Source organism: Streptomyces sp. NPDC045846 (assembly GCF_056431605.1).
Map to the genome: position 1 here is coordinate 455,810 of NZ_JBWKKJ010000008.1, position 14,688 is coordinate 470,497.

Annotated in this window: 9 protein-coding genes; 6 read left to right on the forward strand and 3 right to left on the reverse strand. The window is 74.9% G+C overall.

Translation table 11 applies throughout. The features are described from left to right. Window positions 1–97: 97 nt before the first annotated feature. Both AC07F3_RS24770 and AC07F3_RS24775 read right to left on the reverse strand, forming a co-directional pair. Window positions 98–892: a putative hydro-lyase gene (locus tag AC07F3_RS24770; protein ID WP_479116620.1), complete on the reverse strand. Its 795-nt coding sequence runs from the start codon at window positions 890–892 to the stop codon at window positions 98–100. Further along, on the reverse strand, window positions 889–2,178 hold the full coding sequence (locus AC07F3_RS24775; RefSeq protein WP_479116621.1) for an MFS transporter: 1,290 nt from the start codon (window positions 2,176–2,178) through the stop codon (window positions 889–891). The genes AC07F3_RS24770 and AC07F3_RS24775 overlap by 4 nt, the downstream gene beginning before the upstream one ends. A 233-nt stretch (window positions 2,179–2,411) precedes the next feature. Between AC07F3_RS24775 and AC07F3_RS24780 the strand changes: the two genes are divergently transcribed. The 4 genes from AC07F3_RS24780 (at window position 2,412) to AC07F3_RS24795 (ending at window position 10,364) form a co-directional block, all read left to right on the forward strand. Further along, the gene (locus tag AC07F3_RS24780; protein ID WP_479116622.1) at window positions 2,412–3,119 is read left to right on the forward strand and encodes a GntR family transcriptional regulator; all 708 of its coding nucleotides are present in this window, start codon (window positions 2,412–2,414) and stop codon (window positions 3,117–3,119) included. A 79-nt stretch (window positions 3,120–3,198) separates the two neighbouring features. Continuing rightward, complete coding sequence (locus tag AC07F3_RS24785) at window positions 3,199–4,725, forward strand: hypothetical protein (RefSeq protein WP_479116623.1); 1,527 nt, start codon at window positions 3,199–3,201, stop codon at window positions 4,723–4,725. A 79-nt stretch (window positions 4,726–4,804) separates the two neighbouring features. Further along, window positions 4,805–5,710 (forward strand): hypothetical protein, encoded by a 906-nt coding sequence (locus AC07F3_RS24790; RefSeq protein ID WP_479116624.1) that lies wholly within the window; start codon window positions 4,805–4,807, stop codon window positions 5,708–5,710. Window positions 5,711–5,750: 40 nt separating this feature from the next. Continuing rightward, a complete protein-coding gene (locus AC07F3_RS24795; protein ID WP_479116625.1) occupies window positions 5,751–10,364 on the forward strand; it encodes a coiled-coil domain-containing protein in 4,614 nt (1,537 codons plus the stop codon). Window positions 10,365–10,406: 42 nt separating this feature from the next. Here the strand turns inward: AC07F3_RS24795 and AC07F3_RS24800 are convergent, their stop codons facing one another. Further along, complete coding sequence (locus AC07F3_RS24800; RefSeq protein WP_479116661.1) at window positions 10,407–10,841, reverse strand: hypothetical protein; 435 nt, start codon at window positions 10,839–10,841, stop codon at window positions 10,407–10,409. Window positions 10,842–11,209: 368 nt separating this feature from the next. On the opposite strand from AC07F3_RS24800, the gene AC07F3_RS24805 reads away from it, so the two are divergent. Further along, window positions 11,210–14,059, forward strand: coding sequence for a sensor histidine kinase (locus tag AC07F3_RS24805; protein WP_479116626.1), 2,850 nt, complete (start codon window positions 11,210–11,212; stop codon window positions 14,057–14,059). Continuing rightward, complete coding sequence (locus AC07F3_RS24810; RefSeq protein ID WP_479116627.1) at window positions 14,056–14,502, forward strand: roadblock/LC7 domain-containing protein; 447 nt, start codon at window positions 14,056–14,058, stop codon at window positions 14,500–14,502. The genes AC07F3_RS24805 and AC07F3_RS24810 overlap by 4 nt, the downstream gene beginning before the upstream one ends. The last annotated feature ends 186 nt before the right edge of the window (window positions 14,503–14,688 follow it).

Here is a 14,688-nt window from a genome sequence, read left to right on the forward strand (position 1 = left end):
GCGGGGTCTCCTTTTCGCGGCGGTGCGTGGTCCTGGGGGCAGTCTGCCCCGGCCGGGCCCGGGACGCGCGGGCGGCGGCCGGGTGTGACCGGCTCGCTCAGCCGGTCCGGTAGTGATCGTCGCGGACGTCGGTGATGAGCATCCGGCCCGGCGCGTGGGTGAGCGCGAACGGCGGCCGGGACGCCGTCACCGCGGCCTGCGGGGTCACCCCGCAGGCCCAGAACACCGGCACGTCGCCGGGCGCGGCGGCCACCGGGTCCCCGAAGTCGGGCCGGGACAGGTCCGCGATGCCGAGCGCCGCCGGATCCCCCGCGTGCACGGGCGCCCCGTGGACCCGGGGCATCGCACGCGTCACCCGGCAGGCCGTGCTCACCAGGGGCGCGGGGATCGGCCGCATCGACACCACGAGCGGCCCGCTGAGCCGCCCGGCGGGCCGGCACGGGCGGTTCGTCACGTACATCGAGACGTTGCGGCCCTGCTCGATGTGGCGCAACGGCACGCCCTCGGCGGCCAGTTGGGACTCGAAGGTGAAGCTGCACCCGATGAGGAACGTCACCAGGTCCTCCCGCCAGAAGTCCCCGACGTCGGTCGGCTCGGCGAGCAGGCAGCCGTCCTCCCACACCCGGTAGCGCGGCAGGTCCGAGCGCAGATCGGCGTCCGGGGCGAGCCGGGTCCGCCAGGAGCCGGGCTCCGTGACGTCGAGGACCGGGCAGGGCTGCGGATTGCGCTCGCAGAACAGCCGTACGTCCTCGGCCCAGTCGGCCGGTACGGAGATCAGGTTGACCTGGGTGTGGCCGGGCGCCCAGCCCGCGGTCGGCGCGTCGGCGCCGGCGCGGAAGTGGGCGCGGGCCTCGCCGGGGGACCTCGGCGAGGCCGGTCCGGCGGCGCTCACAGCAGCTCCCGGCCGCGGGTCTCGGGCAGTCCGAGCAGGGCGAGGACGGCCAGGGCGTAGCCGACCGCGCCGAAGACCAGGGCGCCGCCGACGCCCCAGCTGTCGGCGAGGTAGCCGACCAGGGTGGGGAAGAACGCGCCCACGGCCCGCCCGGTGTTGTAGGTGAACCCCTGGCCGGTGCCCCGCACGGCGGTCGGGTAGAGCTCGCTGAGGAACGAGCCGAAGCCGCTGAAGATCGCCGACATGCAGAAGCCGAGCGGGAAACCGAGCACCAGGAGAAGGGTGTTCGCGCCGGACGGAAGGTGCGTGTAGAGGAGGATGCAGAGGGCCGAGAGGACCGCGAACAGGGCGATGTTCTTCTTCCGGCCGAGCCGGTCGGTGAGGTAGCCGCCGGTCAGATAGCCGATGAAGGCGCCGGAGATCAGGAACGCCAGATAGCCGCCGGTACCGACCACCGTCAGGTGGCGCTCGCTCTTCAGGAACGTCGGCACCCAGGTGGCGAGCGTGTAGTAGCCGCCCTGCACACCGGCGGAAAGCAGCACCGCGAACAAGGTCGTGCGCAGCAGCGGACCGCGGAAGATGGCCGCGAAGGTGGCGCCGCCGCTGGTGCTGCGGGCCGTGGCGAGCCGCTGCTCGGTGGCCTGCGGCGCGTCGCTCACGTTGCGCCGCACGTAGACGAGCAGCAGGGCCGGGAGCGCGCCGGTCCAGAACACCACGCGCCAGGCGGTGTCCGCGTCCACGTACTGGAACACCAGGGTGTACACGACGACGGCGAGCGCCCAGCCCGCCGCCCACGCGCTCTGCACGGCGCCCAGGGTGCGGCCACGGTGCCGGGCCGAGGCGTACTCGGCGACCAGGATCGCGCCGACCGCCCACTCGCCGCCGAAGCCGAGCCCCTGGAGGGCGCGGAAGACCAGCAGCGTCTCGTAGTTGGGGGCGAAACCGCAGAGCACGGTGAAGACGGCGTAGGTGCCGACGGTGATCATCAGCGCCCTGACCCGGCCGATGCGGTCGGCGACCACCCCGGCGAAGGCGCCGCCGACGGCCGAGACCACCAGGGTCACGGTGGTCAGCAGCCCCGTCTGCCCGGTGTCGAGCCCGAAGTACGCCGAGATCGCGACCATCGTGAGCGGGAGCGTGAAGAAGTCGTACGAGTCGAGGGCGTAGCCGCCGAAGGCGCCCCCGAAGGCCCGGCGGCCGCCGGGGCCGAGGGCGCGCAGCCATCCGAACGGGCCGTCGGCGTGCGGGTGTTGACCGTGCTGCGGCTGTGCCTGGGTCGTGCTCATGTGCACCTCGCAGGAGGGGATGAGAGGGCTGCCGAGACTGTGCGGGACCGGAGTGCGGGTCCGGGGAGCGGCGCGGGACCGGGGCCCCGGGGTGCGGTGCCCTCAACGTAGGGGATTGTTGAACGATCCGACAAGGGGCATGTCGAGGGATTCCCGCTTCCTCACCTCCTCGCGATGCTTCTACGATGGGCGGACGCGTCGGCGGGAGCGGCCGGCGGGGGAGAGAGGGCGCTGTGGCCACAACGGACTCCGGGCTCGGCGGACTTGCCGAGGACCGCGCCCTGCTGGGCCGCACCAGCACGGCAGAACGCGTCGCGGACATTCTGCGCACCCGGATCGCGGAGGGCTTCTTCCCGCCCGGGGAGCGCCTCGCCGAGGACGCAATCGGCAAGGCCCTCGGCGTCTCGCGCAACACCCTGCGCGAGGCGTTCCGGCTGCTCACCCACGAACGGCTGCTGGTCCACGAACTCAACCGCGGGGTCTTCGTCCGGGTCCTCGCCGTCGAGGACGTGGCCGACATCTACCGCACCCGGCGCCTCGTGGAGTGCGCCGTCGTCCAGGGACTCGGCGAGCCGCCCTACCGCCTCGACGGGCTCGACGCGGCCGTCTCGGGAGGCGAGAGTGCGGCCGAGGAGGGCGACTGGCAGGGCGTCTCCACCGCCAACATCCACTTCCACCGCGAACTCGTGGCCCTCGCCGGCAGTGCCCGTACCGACGAGCTGATGCGCGGCGTCCTGGCCGAACTCCGCCTGGCCTTCCACGTGGTGGACGACCCGCGCCGGCTCCACCAGCCCTACCTCGTGCGCAACCGGCAGATCCTCGAAGCGCTCCGCGCGGGGGAGCGGGCCGGTGCCGGGCGGCTGCTCGCCGGATACCTCGACGACTCGCGTGCCCAGCTCGTCGAGGCGTACGGGAAACTCGTCGAGGGCGCCCTCGCCTAGGCCGTGCGCCGGGTCCCGGACGGCGGGCGGTTCTGCGCCGTTTCGACCGTTGTCAGTGCGAGGACCTAATCTGTCCACCGTGACTTCGCCTGCCTCGACGGAACCCGTTCCGCCCCAGCTCAGCGCGGCGGCGCGCCCCGCACCGGGGCCGGCCGCCGACGAGGGGCTCGCGCGGCGGCTGCGCGCCCTGGCGTGCACCGCGCCGCTGCACGACCTCGACGTGCGCAAGGCCAACCTCGCGGGGGAGTACTCGGTGTACGCGATGGCCGAGGTGGCGCTGGCCTCCATCGACCTCGTCACGCTGAACATGGACTTCGACACGGGCGCCGACCACGAGCAGATCGTGGCCCGGCTCGTCCCGCGGGTGGCCGCCCAGGCCCCGGCCCGGCCCGCCGCCGAGCACGAGCGGGTGGCCCGCTGGGTCCTGGAGAACCTGATCAACGTGGGCAGCGTGGACCGCGGCTTCCGCGCGGTGTACGGCACGTTCAACCCCGACGGCGTCTACGTCCGCAGGGACTACGACTTCAAGCTCCTCGAAGAGGTCCCCGGCTACGGCGGAGCCGTCTACCTGCGCACCACCGACGAGGCGGTCAACGTCCTGGTGGGCGCCCTCGACACGGACGTCACCAGCGCCCAGATCGCCGCCGAGGTCAAGCTGGAGGTGCTGATCAGCCGCGGCCGCCTCGCCGACGCCCAGCTCGCCGCCGAACAGGCCCGCTACCGCACCGTGCAGTACGCCGAGACCCTCCGGCGCACCCTGGAGGCGACGCGGCGCAACGTGCGGGCGGTCGACTGGCTCAACGCGGTGCCGGACATGATCGCCGAGGCCCTCGACCACGTCGCCGACCGCTACCGGCACGAGAACGCGATCCTGACCAACATCCGCAAGGCGCGCGACGAGGCGGAGGACCCGGAGCACAAGCGCCGCGCCGCCGAGCTCGTCGACATCGTCAAGGACTGCATCCGCCGCCACACCCAGCTCCAGTCCCGCCTCCTGGAGGCCGGGCCGCTGTTCCGGGCCGAGCAGGACCGCCAGGCCTTCGCCCGCCCCGCCGCCCGCTCCGGCCTCGACCTGTACGGCCAGCTGGTCGCCCCCGTGCTTCCGCTCCCGGTCGAGCAGGCCGTCCGCGTCACCGACGCCTTCTTCGCGCGCGGCACCGGCCTGCGCACCCCGGTGTCCGTACGGGTCGGCGACCTGGTGGACATACTGCTGACGCCCCCCATGGAGCGCGAGCACCTGGGCGCCGAGATGCCCGAGCCCGACCTGATCGCCACCCCGGACGACAGCCGGTTCAGCGAAGAGCAGCTCGCCGCCGCCATGGACCTGCTCGCCCTGGAGCACGACGCGCCGCGCCGCCTCTCCGGCCTGCTCGCCGAGGCCCGCCGCCTGGACCCCGAACTGCCGTACCTGGTCGCCCTGTTGGCGGTCCATGCCGCCAGCCCTCCGGTCGGCACCGCCTACCGCCAGGGAGAGGAGCGCCTGCTGTTCGCCGTGGACGACGGCACCCAGCTGGACGACCCCGAGTTCGGCGGGGCGGACCTAATCGTGGGCATGGCGCTGCTGGACGCGGCAGGCATGGCCGCGGGCCGGACGGAGGCGGCGTGACGCATCGACCCCGGGCCACCCCCGGCCCCGGGGCCCCGCACCCCGCGCCCCGCACCACACGCACCAAGGAGACCACCCCGTGACCGACCACCACCCCGAGCCCGCGGTCGGCGACGACGCCGAGCCGGCGCCCGCCGCACCCGGCACCGGCGGCGAAGGCCGGATCACCCCCGCCGACGCCGCCGACGCCGCGCGCCTGGTCGCCTTCGGCCTCCAGCCCAAACTGCTCCCGGCCCGCGACGCCGAATACGCGGAGCTGCTGCGGCGCCACCGCGAGGATCCCGCGTTCGCCCGCCTGGCGGACGCGGTCGCCGCGGGCCTCGGCCTGATCGTCCTGGAGGTCTCGCCTCGCGCCGGGATGGCCGTGACGGCCGCCGAGGACTCGGTCTTCGCCGTCCGCATGGGCGACTACGCGCGGCGCGCCGCCGCCCCCGACTCGGCCGACCGGTTCCTGCACGGCCTGGCCCATCTCGCCGTCGCCGCCCTGGCGTTCCCCCGCCCCGAGGACCTCGCCGACGACGGCTACATCGGGCGGATCACGGTCAACGGGGTGGACGCCTTCGTGCGGCAGGCCTGCCGCCGCCTGGAGGAGCGGGCCGAGGAGACCGGCGAGAACACCGACCCCGAGACCGGCGCCCCGGGCCTGGAGGCCGCCTGGCGGATCTACGCGCGGCGCAGCTCCACCGGAGCCACCAAGGACGCGCGCCGCCTCGCCGGTTCGACCACCGGCATCGTCGCCAAGGCCGTCGCCTTCCTCACCGAGTCCGGTTTCCTGCAGCGCACCGGCGACGACGCGGGTGGCGCCTACCGCACCACCGCCCGCTACCAGTTGCAGGTCCGCGACATGGCGGGCAGCGCCGCGCTGTCCGAGCTGATCGAGCTCGGCGTGGTGGCGGTCACCGACGGCGGCGCCACCCTGCTGCCGCCGCCCGACGCCGACGACCTGGAACTGGCGGCCGACGCCGGGCTGCCGTTCCACTCCTGATCCCGCCTCCCGCCCCCCACCACCACGAGAGTCCGCCGACATGTACGAGCTGTCCCGGGTCCGCCTCTACTCCATCGGGCCCGCCGGTGCGCGCTACGCCGACACCGTGCTTGACCTGCGCGGAGTCGGCGCGCCCGTGCCCAACCCGGCCCCCACGCAGGCCGAGTTCTTCGAGGACGAGCCGGTCGGCCCGCCGCGCCGCCCGGCCCCCGCGGGCGTGCTCTTCCTGGAGAACGGCGGCGGCAAGTCCGTACTGCTCAAGCTGATCTTCTCGGTGATGCTGCCCGGCCACCGCAACACCCTGGGCGGCGCGAGCTCCGGCGTGCTGCGCAAGTTCCTGCTCGCCGACGACTGCGGGCACGTCGCCCTGGAGTGGCAGCACACCCTGACCGGCGAGCTCGTCGTGGTGGGCAAGGTCAGCGAGTGGCGCGGCCGCCAGGTCTCCAACGACCCGCGCAAGTTCGCCGAGGCCTGGTACTCCTTCCGGCCCGGACCGGGGCTCAGCCTGGACTCGCTGCCGGTCGCCGAGTCCAGCGCGATGCGGCCGTCCGCCGAAGGCGCCTCGGGCGCCCAGGGCCGCCGCCGCACCATGAAGGGCTTCCGCGACGCCCTCACCGAGGCGACCAAGGCCTACCCGCACCTGGAGGTCTACTGGGAGGAGATCCACGACCGCTGGAACGAGCACCTCGGCGAGCTGGGCCTCGACCCCGAACTCTTCCGCTACCAGCGGGAGATGAACGCCGACGAGGGCGAGGCGGCGGGCCTCTTCGCGGTCAAGAAGGACTCCGACTTCACCGACCTGCTGCTGCGCGCCGTCACCGACACCCGCGACACCGACGGACTCGCCGACCTGGTGAGCGGCTTCGGCAACAAGCTCGGCCGCCGCGCCGAACTCACCGCCGAACGCGACTTCACCGCGGGCTCCGTCGACCTCCTCGGACGGATCGTCGAAGCCGCCGAGACACGCACCCGGGCCCGCGAGATCCACGCCGGGGCCGAACGGCGCACCCGCACGCTCGCCCGGCGGCTCTCCGCCCGCGCCGCCGACGAGCGCGGCCGCGCCACCGACCTCGCCCAGCAGGTCACCGCCGCCGCCCACCACGTCACCCTCGCCGAGCAGGCGCGCGGCCGCAGCTCCCTGATCGCCTCCGAACTCGCCTACCGGCACGCCTCGTTGGCGCTCGCGGTGGCCGAGAAGGCCGCGACCGCGCAGCGCCGCGAACTGGCCGACGCCCGGACGCTGCACTCCGCCTGGCAGGCCGCCGAGGCCGTACTGCGCCACCGCGCCGCGGCCGACCGCTCGGCCCGCGTCGCCGCCGCCATCCAGGAGGCCGAGCGCGACGCGGCCCCCGCGCTCGCCGCCCGCGCCAAGGCGGCCGCCGATCTCGTACGGGCCCTGCACGCGGCCGCCGAGGACGGCGAGCGGGTCGCGGCCGAGGAGGAGGAGCGCTCCGCCGCGCTCCAGGAAGCGGGCGAGGCCGCCCACCGCGATGCCACCGCCGCCGCCACCGAGGCCCAGCGGGCCCGCAGCGAGGCCGGGCACCTGCGCCAGCGCCTCGCCGAGGTCGAGCAGGAGACCGCCGAGGCCGTGCGCGCGGGCTGGCTCGACGACAGCGCGCCGGACGCCGACCCGGCCCGCGCCGCGCTCGCCGCGAGCGACGCCGAGAAGACCGCGGTGGCCGCGTGGGACGCGGCCCGCGAGGCCGCGCGCACCGCCTTCGACCGGGCCCGCGAGGCCGCCTCCGTCGAGTCCCGGGCCGAGCTGGCCGCGGCCCGCGCCGAGGACGCCGCGCGCGCCGCCGAGCACGCCCACGACGCCGAGCGCCGGGCCGCCGAGGCGATCGCCGCGGAGGAACGCCTGGCCGAACTGCTCAGCCTGCCCGCCGCGCGGTCCGCGACCGGCGTGCCCGAGCCGCGCCGGGCCGACGGCGAGGGGCCCCGGAGCCCGCTCACCGCCGAGGAGCTGGACCGCGGCGCCGACGAGCTGCGCGCCCTGCTCGACCAGAGCGTCGCCACCGCCGAGCGCCAGCTCTTCGAGCTGCGCACGGCCGCCGCCGACGACTCGCGGATCCTCGGCGCGCTCGGCGACGGCGGCCTGCTGCCCCCGAGCCCCGACGTGCTGGCCACCGTCGAGTACCTCGGCGAGCACGGCATCCCGGCGCTGCCCGGCTGGCGCTACCTCGCCCAGGCCGTGGCCCCCGCCGACCACGCCGCCGTGCTCGCGGCCCGCCCCGAGCTCGTCGACGGTGTCGTGATCACGGACCCCGCCTCGCACGCCCGGGCCCGCGAGGCGCTCGCGAGCGCCGCCCTGCTGCCGCGCTCCGCGGTGGCCGTCGGCACCACCGCCGCGCTGCTCGCGCCGGTCCCGGCCCCGGACAGCGGCACCGACTCCGGGATCTTCCTGGTCCCGCCGAACCCGGCCATGCACGACGAGCACGCCGCCGACGAGGAACGCCAGGCGCTGCGCGCCCGCGCCACCGCGCGCGACGAGGAGATCCGCTCGCTGGCCGCCCGCCTCGCCGGGGACCGTTCGCTCGCCGCCCGCATCGGATCCTGGCGCGCAGACTGCCCGCCCGGCATGCTCGCCGAGCTCGCCACGGCCGCCCACACCGCCCGCGAGGCGGCCGGGGAGGCCGCGCGGGAGCTGGCCGAGGCCCGTGCCGCGCGGACCGAGGCGGACGAGGCGGCCGCCGACACCGCGCGGGTACGCGAGGAACGGCAGGAGGCCGCCCAGCGCGCCCGCCGCGCCGCCGACGCGCTCGCCGGACTCGCCCACCGGTTGCGCGAACGGGCCGCCTGGCAGGTCAAGCTCCGCGAACTCGCCGACGAGGCGGCCGAGTCGGAGGCCCGCGCCCAGACGTTCCTGGAGCGCGCCAAGGCAGCCGACGAGGACCGCCGCGCGGCCCAGCGCACCGCCGACGACGCCCACCGCACCTCCCGTGCGCTGCGCGCCGAGCGCGCCGAGATCGCGGGCGCCCCCGAAACGCTGCCGGAGCCGGACGCCGAGGCCCCGCGCGCCGCGCTGCCCACCCTGCGCGAGGCCTACCGCGCCGCCTCCCAGCTGTACGAGAAGGTCGGCGTGGGCGCCGACCTGCGCGCCGAGCAGGCGCGCGCCGAGAGCGACGAAAGCGCCGCCCTGGCCGAACTCGACCGCCTCACCAACAAGGTGCGCACCCGCGCCGCCACCCTCCTCGAAGGCACCGACGGCGCCGACGGACCCTCGCGCCAGGCGGCCGCCGCCCGCGCCGAGTCCCTCGTCCAGATGCTGGAGACCCGCGCGTCCGCCGCGAGCGAGCAGCTCGGCCGACTGCGCGGCGAGGCCGAACGCCTCGCGCCCGCCGACGGCGGGACGCACACCGAGCTGCCCGAGGACCAGGTGCCCGCCGACGTCGAGCAGGCCCAGGCGCTGCTGCGTACCGCGACGGCCGAACTGGCCACGCGCACCGACGAGTTGGAGACCTCGCGCGCCGCCCACGCCGAACTCCTGGGCGCGCACCGCGCGGCCGAGGACGCGGCGGGCGGCTTCGACGAGACGGCGGCGCTGCTGCGCGACCTGCTGCGGGACAACAGCCAGGCGCCGGAGGACGAGAGCGCACCCGAGCCCTACCCGGGCAGCCTGGAAGAGGCCCGGCAGTCCGCCGCCGAGACGCGCCGCTCGCTGCGCGGCTGCTCCGGCGACCTGTCGGCCGCCGACGCCGCGGTGCGCGAGGCCTCGGACATCCTGGTGCGGCACGCCAACGCCACCCGCTACGAGCAGGTCCGCACCCCGGCCCGCCAGCAGATCCGCGAACTGCCCGCGGCCGCCCTGCCCGAGCACGCCGCGGCCTGGGCCGCTGCCTTCGAGCCCAGGCTGCGCGTCCTGACCGACGAGCTGGAACAGCTGGAGCGCAACCGCGACTCCATCGTCGACCGGCTGCGCGGCCTGGTGGAGTCGGCGCTCACCACGCTCCGCTCCGCCCAGCGCCTGTCCCAGCTGCCCGAGGGCCTCGGCGAGTGGTCCGGGCAGGAGTTCCTGCGGATCCGGTTCGACGAGCCCGACCAGGCCACCCTCACCGAACGCCTCGGCGAGGTCATCGACGAGGCCACCCGAGCCGCCGTCAAGAAGAACTCCGACCTGCGCCGGGACGGCATGTCCCTGCTGCTGCGCGGAGTGCAGGCGGCACTGGAGCCGCGCGGCATCTCGGTGGAGATCCTCAAGCCGGACGCGGTGCTGCGCGCCGAGCGCGTCCCGGTCGGGCAGATGGGCGACGTGTTCTCCGGTGGCCAGCTGCTCACCGCCGCGATCGCGCTCTACTGCACGATGGCGGCGCTGCGCAGCAACGACCGCGGCCGGGACAAGCACCGGCACGCCGGGACGCTCTTCCTCGACAATCCGATCGGCCGCGCCAACGCGACGTACCTCCTGGAGCTCCAGCGGGCCGTCTCCGACGCGCTCGGTGTCCAACTCCTCTACACCACGGGCCTGTTCGACACGACCGCGCTCGCCGAGTTCCCCCTGGTGATCCGGCTGCGCAACGACGCGGACCTGCGGGCGGGCCTGAAGTACATCAGTGTCGAGGAGCACCTGCGGCCCGGCCTGCCCCAGCAGGACACCGCGGGCGAGACCGTGCACGGCGAGATCACCGCCACGCGCATGTTCAAGAAGCCCGCCTGACCCGGCCGTTGGGGCAGGGCGCGGCGGAAGCGGCCGGGGGGCTCAGGCGCGCGAGAGGTCCCCGCGCGAGCCGTCCGCCGAGCGTATTCGCGCGGCGTGCTCGGCCGTGCGGGCCGCCCGCCGGGCCCGGCGCCGTTCCTTGCGCAGCTTGCGTGCACTGCTGCTGGGCATCGACACGACGCCGTTGCGCTGGTTCCACACTTGGCGAGTCACCCACACGTCCAGAACGCCCCACGTGGCGAGGACGGTGCTGCCGACGCTGCTCATCACCATCGGGAAGGCGAGCCACGAGCCGGCCAGCGTGCACAGGAAGGCGACCACCGCCTGCATCAGGGTCGCCGCGACGATGATGACGGCGCGCACGGCGGCGGTGCGGACCGGGTCGGGCAGCCGCGGCCGCGCGGCAGGTTCCTCCACCCACAACGGTTGCTGCTCCACACTCATGCGTTCATTCCTCCCCGCCTTCGGCGCCTCGATGCCTCACCCCGCCGCGACTCCGGCGCCGCCGGGGCCCGGCTCCGTGCTACCCCCTACCCGCTGAGCCCGTCGACCGTACAAACAGAACGCACGTAACAGACATCCCGTACAGACAGACGAACCGAACTCCCCGAAGATTCCCGGGACATGCGCGGAACGCATAGTTCCAGCCATCCGCCGGGGTGGGCGAAAAGCCGCCATGCCAGGTGTGCCCCGTCGAGGGCGGGTTCGCCATCTCCCGGAATACCAGGACAACTCATGATCACCGCGCGTGACGGCGGCCGAAAATCGTCCGGACGTGCCTTCGAGTTGTCTGTGTGTCAGTAGTAGGCTCACGCCGTTTGCTGACGGTTGATCTGGGGGAGGCCATGCGCTTTCGCGGGAAGTCCATCCGCAGGAAGATCGTGGCGTTGCTGCTCGTGCCGCTCGTCTCCCTCACCGCTCTGTGGGGGTTCTCCACCTACCTCACCGGCCGGCAGGCCAGCGAGCTGATGGACGTGGCGAACATCGTCAAGAAGGTCGGCTACCCGATCGAGGACACCGTCCGCGTCATCCAGCAGGAGCGCCGCCAGACCCTCGTCTACCTCGCCGACGAACGCCCCTCGGACGCCCTCGCGGCGCTGCGCAGCCGCCGCTCTGCCACCGACACCGCGATGGCCAGGATCCGCGCCGCGGCCCAGGACCCCGACGTCCGCGGCGACCTCCAACCCGTGGCGAAGGCCCGCCTGAAGGACGTGCTCGACGGCTTCGACACGGTGGCCGCGCTGCGGCGCTCCATCGAACAGGGCACCGTCGACCGGCCGCAGGCGCTGGAGTTCTACAACCGGCTCGTCGACCCCTGCTACAGCTTCCTCATGAATCTCCACGCCCTGGAGAACGGGGAGATGGACAAGCAGGGCCGGGCCCTCGTCGGCATCACCAGGGCCCGCGAGATGCTCTCCCGCGAGGACGCCCTCGTCGCCTCCTCCCTGATCACCCCGAAGACGACCGCCCCCGAACTGCGCCGAATATCCGACCTGGTGGCCAACCGGCAGCTCCTGTACGAGACCAACCTGGAGACCCTGCCCGCCACCGAACGCGACGTCTTCGAGCAGTACTGGCGCGGCCCCGACACCGAGGCGCTGCGCACCGCCGAGGCCGCCATCATCGACGCGGGCCCGGCCAAGGACCCCCGGCACATCGACGCCACCCGCTGGCAGCAGGCCGCGACCCCCGTGCTCGACCATCTCGCGCAGATGGGCACCGAGGCGGGCAACCGCTACCAGGACCGGGTCGAACCGGTCGCCTTCAACGTGCTGATCAAGGCGGGCCTGGCCGGTGTCCTCGGCTTCCTCGCCCTGCTGATCTCCCTGTTCATGTCCGTACGCGTCGGCCGCGAGCTGATCCGCGACCTCACCCGGCTCCGCAAGGAGGCCCACGAGGTCTCCGGGGTCCGGCTGCCGAGCGTGATGCGCCGCCTCGCCGCGGGCGAACAGGTCGACGTGGAGACCGAGGCGCCCCGCCTCGACTACGAGCGCGACGAGGTCGGCCAGGTCGGCCAGGCCCTCAACACCCTGCAGCGCGCCGCCGTCGAGGCCGCCGTCAAGCAGGCCGACATGCGGCGCGGCGTCGCCGAGGTGTTCGTCAACCTCGCCCGCCGCAACCAGGTGCTGCTGCACCGCCAGTTGACGCTCCTGGACACCATGGAGCGGCGCACCGAGGACACCGACGAACTCGCCGACCTCTTCCGCCTCGACCACCTCACCACCCGCATGCGCCGGCACGCCGAGGGCCTGGTGATCCTCTCCGGCGCGGCCCCCTCCCGCCAGTGGCGCAAGCCGGTCCAGCTCATGGACGTCGTACGGGCCGCGGTCGCCGAGGTCGAGGACTACGAGCGCATCGAGGTGCGCAGGCTGCCCCGGCTCGGGGTGGGCGGCCCGGCCGTCGCCGACCTCACCCACCTCATCGCCGAACTCCTCGAGAACGCCACGGTGTTCTCGCCCCCGCACACCGCCGTCCAGGTCCACGGCGAGCGGGTCGCCAACGGCTTCACCCTGGAGATCCACGACCGCGGCCTCGGCATGGCCCCCGAGATGCTGCTCGACGCGAACCTGCGGCTCGCCGAGACCCCCGAGTTCGAGCTCTCCGACACCGACCGGCTCGGCCTGTTCGTGGTCAGCCGGCTTGCCCAGCGCCAGAACGTACGCGTCTCGCTCCAGCCGTCCCCGTACGGAGGCACCACCGCCGTGGTGTTCATCCCGGCGACGCTGCTCACCGACGCCCCCGACACCGAGGGCACCGGGTTCCGGCTCGACCGCAAGGCCGCCAAGGGCGACGGCCCGCGGGTGCCGGACGCGCCGCGCCGCGCGCTCTCCCCGCTGCCCGTCGGTATTCCCGGCCAGCCGGTCCTGGACGGTCCCGTCGAACTGGAGCCCCCGCTCGACCCGTTGGGGCTCGACGTGCCCTCCGTGCTCGAAGCGCCCGCGGGCCTCGACGAGATCGAAGCCCCGCGCGGCGGACTCCTGCGCTCGGCCCGCCGGGCCCCCGAGGCCGCCGACGACGGCCAGCAGCACCAGCAGGCCGCGGACGAGGGCGAGGAGCGGGGCCCGGTGCCGCTGCCGCGCCGCCACCGGGTGCCCACCCTGGTCAGCGACAACGGCCGCCGCGTGGACGGCCCCGGGCGCGGGCACCCCGCCCCCGAACCCGACCCGGACCCCCAGCAGGGCCGCGCCTTCGGGAGCCGGCTGCCCGAACGGCGCCCGCCGCAGCCGCCGCGCCCCGCGCCACCGCAGGGCCCGCAGCCCCTTCGGCCCGCGCCGCAGCCGGGGCTGACGCCCGTGAGGCCCGCGGGTCTGTCCGAGCGGCCCGCGACACCGCCCCCCAACCCCGCCGACCTGCCGGGCGCGCCGAGCTCCGCCCCGTCCTGGGGCAGCCTCCCCGAACCCGCGGCGTCCGAGCAGGAGGCACCGCTCGGCGGGCTGCCCCGCCGGGTCCGCCAGGCCAGCCTGGCCCCCCAGCTCAAGGACGCCCCCGAGGGCCGGCACGCCGCGCCCGAACCCGACGACGGGCCCGAGCCCGAGCGCGACGCCGACGAGGTGCGCGACCGCATGGCCGCGCTGCAGCGCGGCTGGCAGCGCGGCCGCAGGCAGAACGCAGCATCGGACACCGCGGATGGACCGTCCGCACCCGTCCGGGGCGACACCGCACGACGAACCACACCGGAGGGGGACGGTCGATGACCGCGCCACAAGACTCAGCCGCAGCACGCAATGCCCGAGGGAGCGGTTCCGGCGAACTCAACTGGCTCCTCGACGAGCTGGTCGACCGTGTCGGCTCCATCCGCAAGGCCCTGGTGCTCTCCAGCGACGGCCTCGCCACCGGGACCTCCCGCGACCTCACCCGCGAGGACGGCGAGCACCTGGCCGCCGTGGCCTCCGGCTTCCACAGCCTCGCCAAGGGCGTGGGCCGGCACTTCGAGGCGGGCAAGGTCCGCCAGACCGTCGTCGAACTCGACGACGCCTTCCTCTTCGTGACGGCGGCCGGCGACGGCAGCTGTCTGGCCGTCCTGTCCGACGCCGACTCCGACGTCGGACAGGTCGCCTACGAGATGACACTGATGGTCAAGCGGGTCGGCGCCCATCTGACCACCGCACCACGGACCGGCCTGCACACCGGAGGGTGAGTGGGGGACGTCATGAGCGGGGGACGCGATGAGTGACGCAGACCAGCGGGCCCAGGACCGGCAGCGGGACCGGTCGGCGGCGGGGGGGGGGGGGGGGGGGGGGGGGGGGGGGGGGGGAGAGGGGGGGGAGGGGGGGGGGGGGGGGGGGGGGGGGGGGGGGGGGGGAGGGGGGGAGGGGCGGGGCGG

What these genes read in the sequence shown, in the direction of transcription:
- AC07F3_RS24775 (WP_479116621.1), bottom strand. Translation starts at nt 2,178, where the DNA reads ATGAGCACGACCCAGGCACAGCCGCAGCACGGTCAACACCCGCACGCC.
- AC07F3_RS24795 (WP_479116625.1), top strand. Translation starts at nt 5,751, where the DNA reads ATGTACGAGCTGTCCCGGGTCCGCCTCTACTCCATCGGGCCCGCCGGT.
- AC07F3_RS24805 (WP_479116626.1), top strand. Translation starts at nt 11,210, where the DNA reads ATGCGCTTTCGCGGGAAGTCCATCCGCAGGAAGATCGTGGCGTTGCTG.
- AC07F3_RS24810 (WP_479116627.1), top strand. Translation starts at nt 14,056, where the DNA reads ATGACCGCGCCACAAGACTCAGCCGCAGCACGCAATGCCCGAGGGAGC.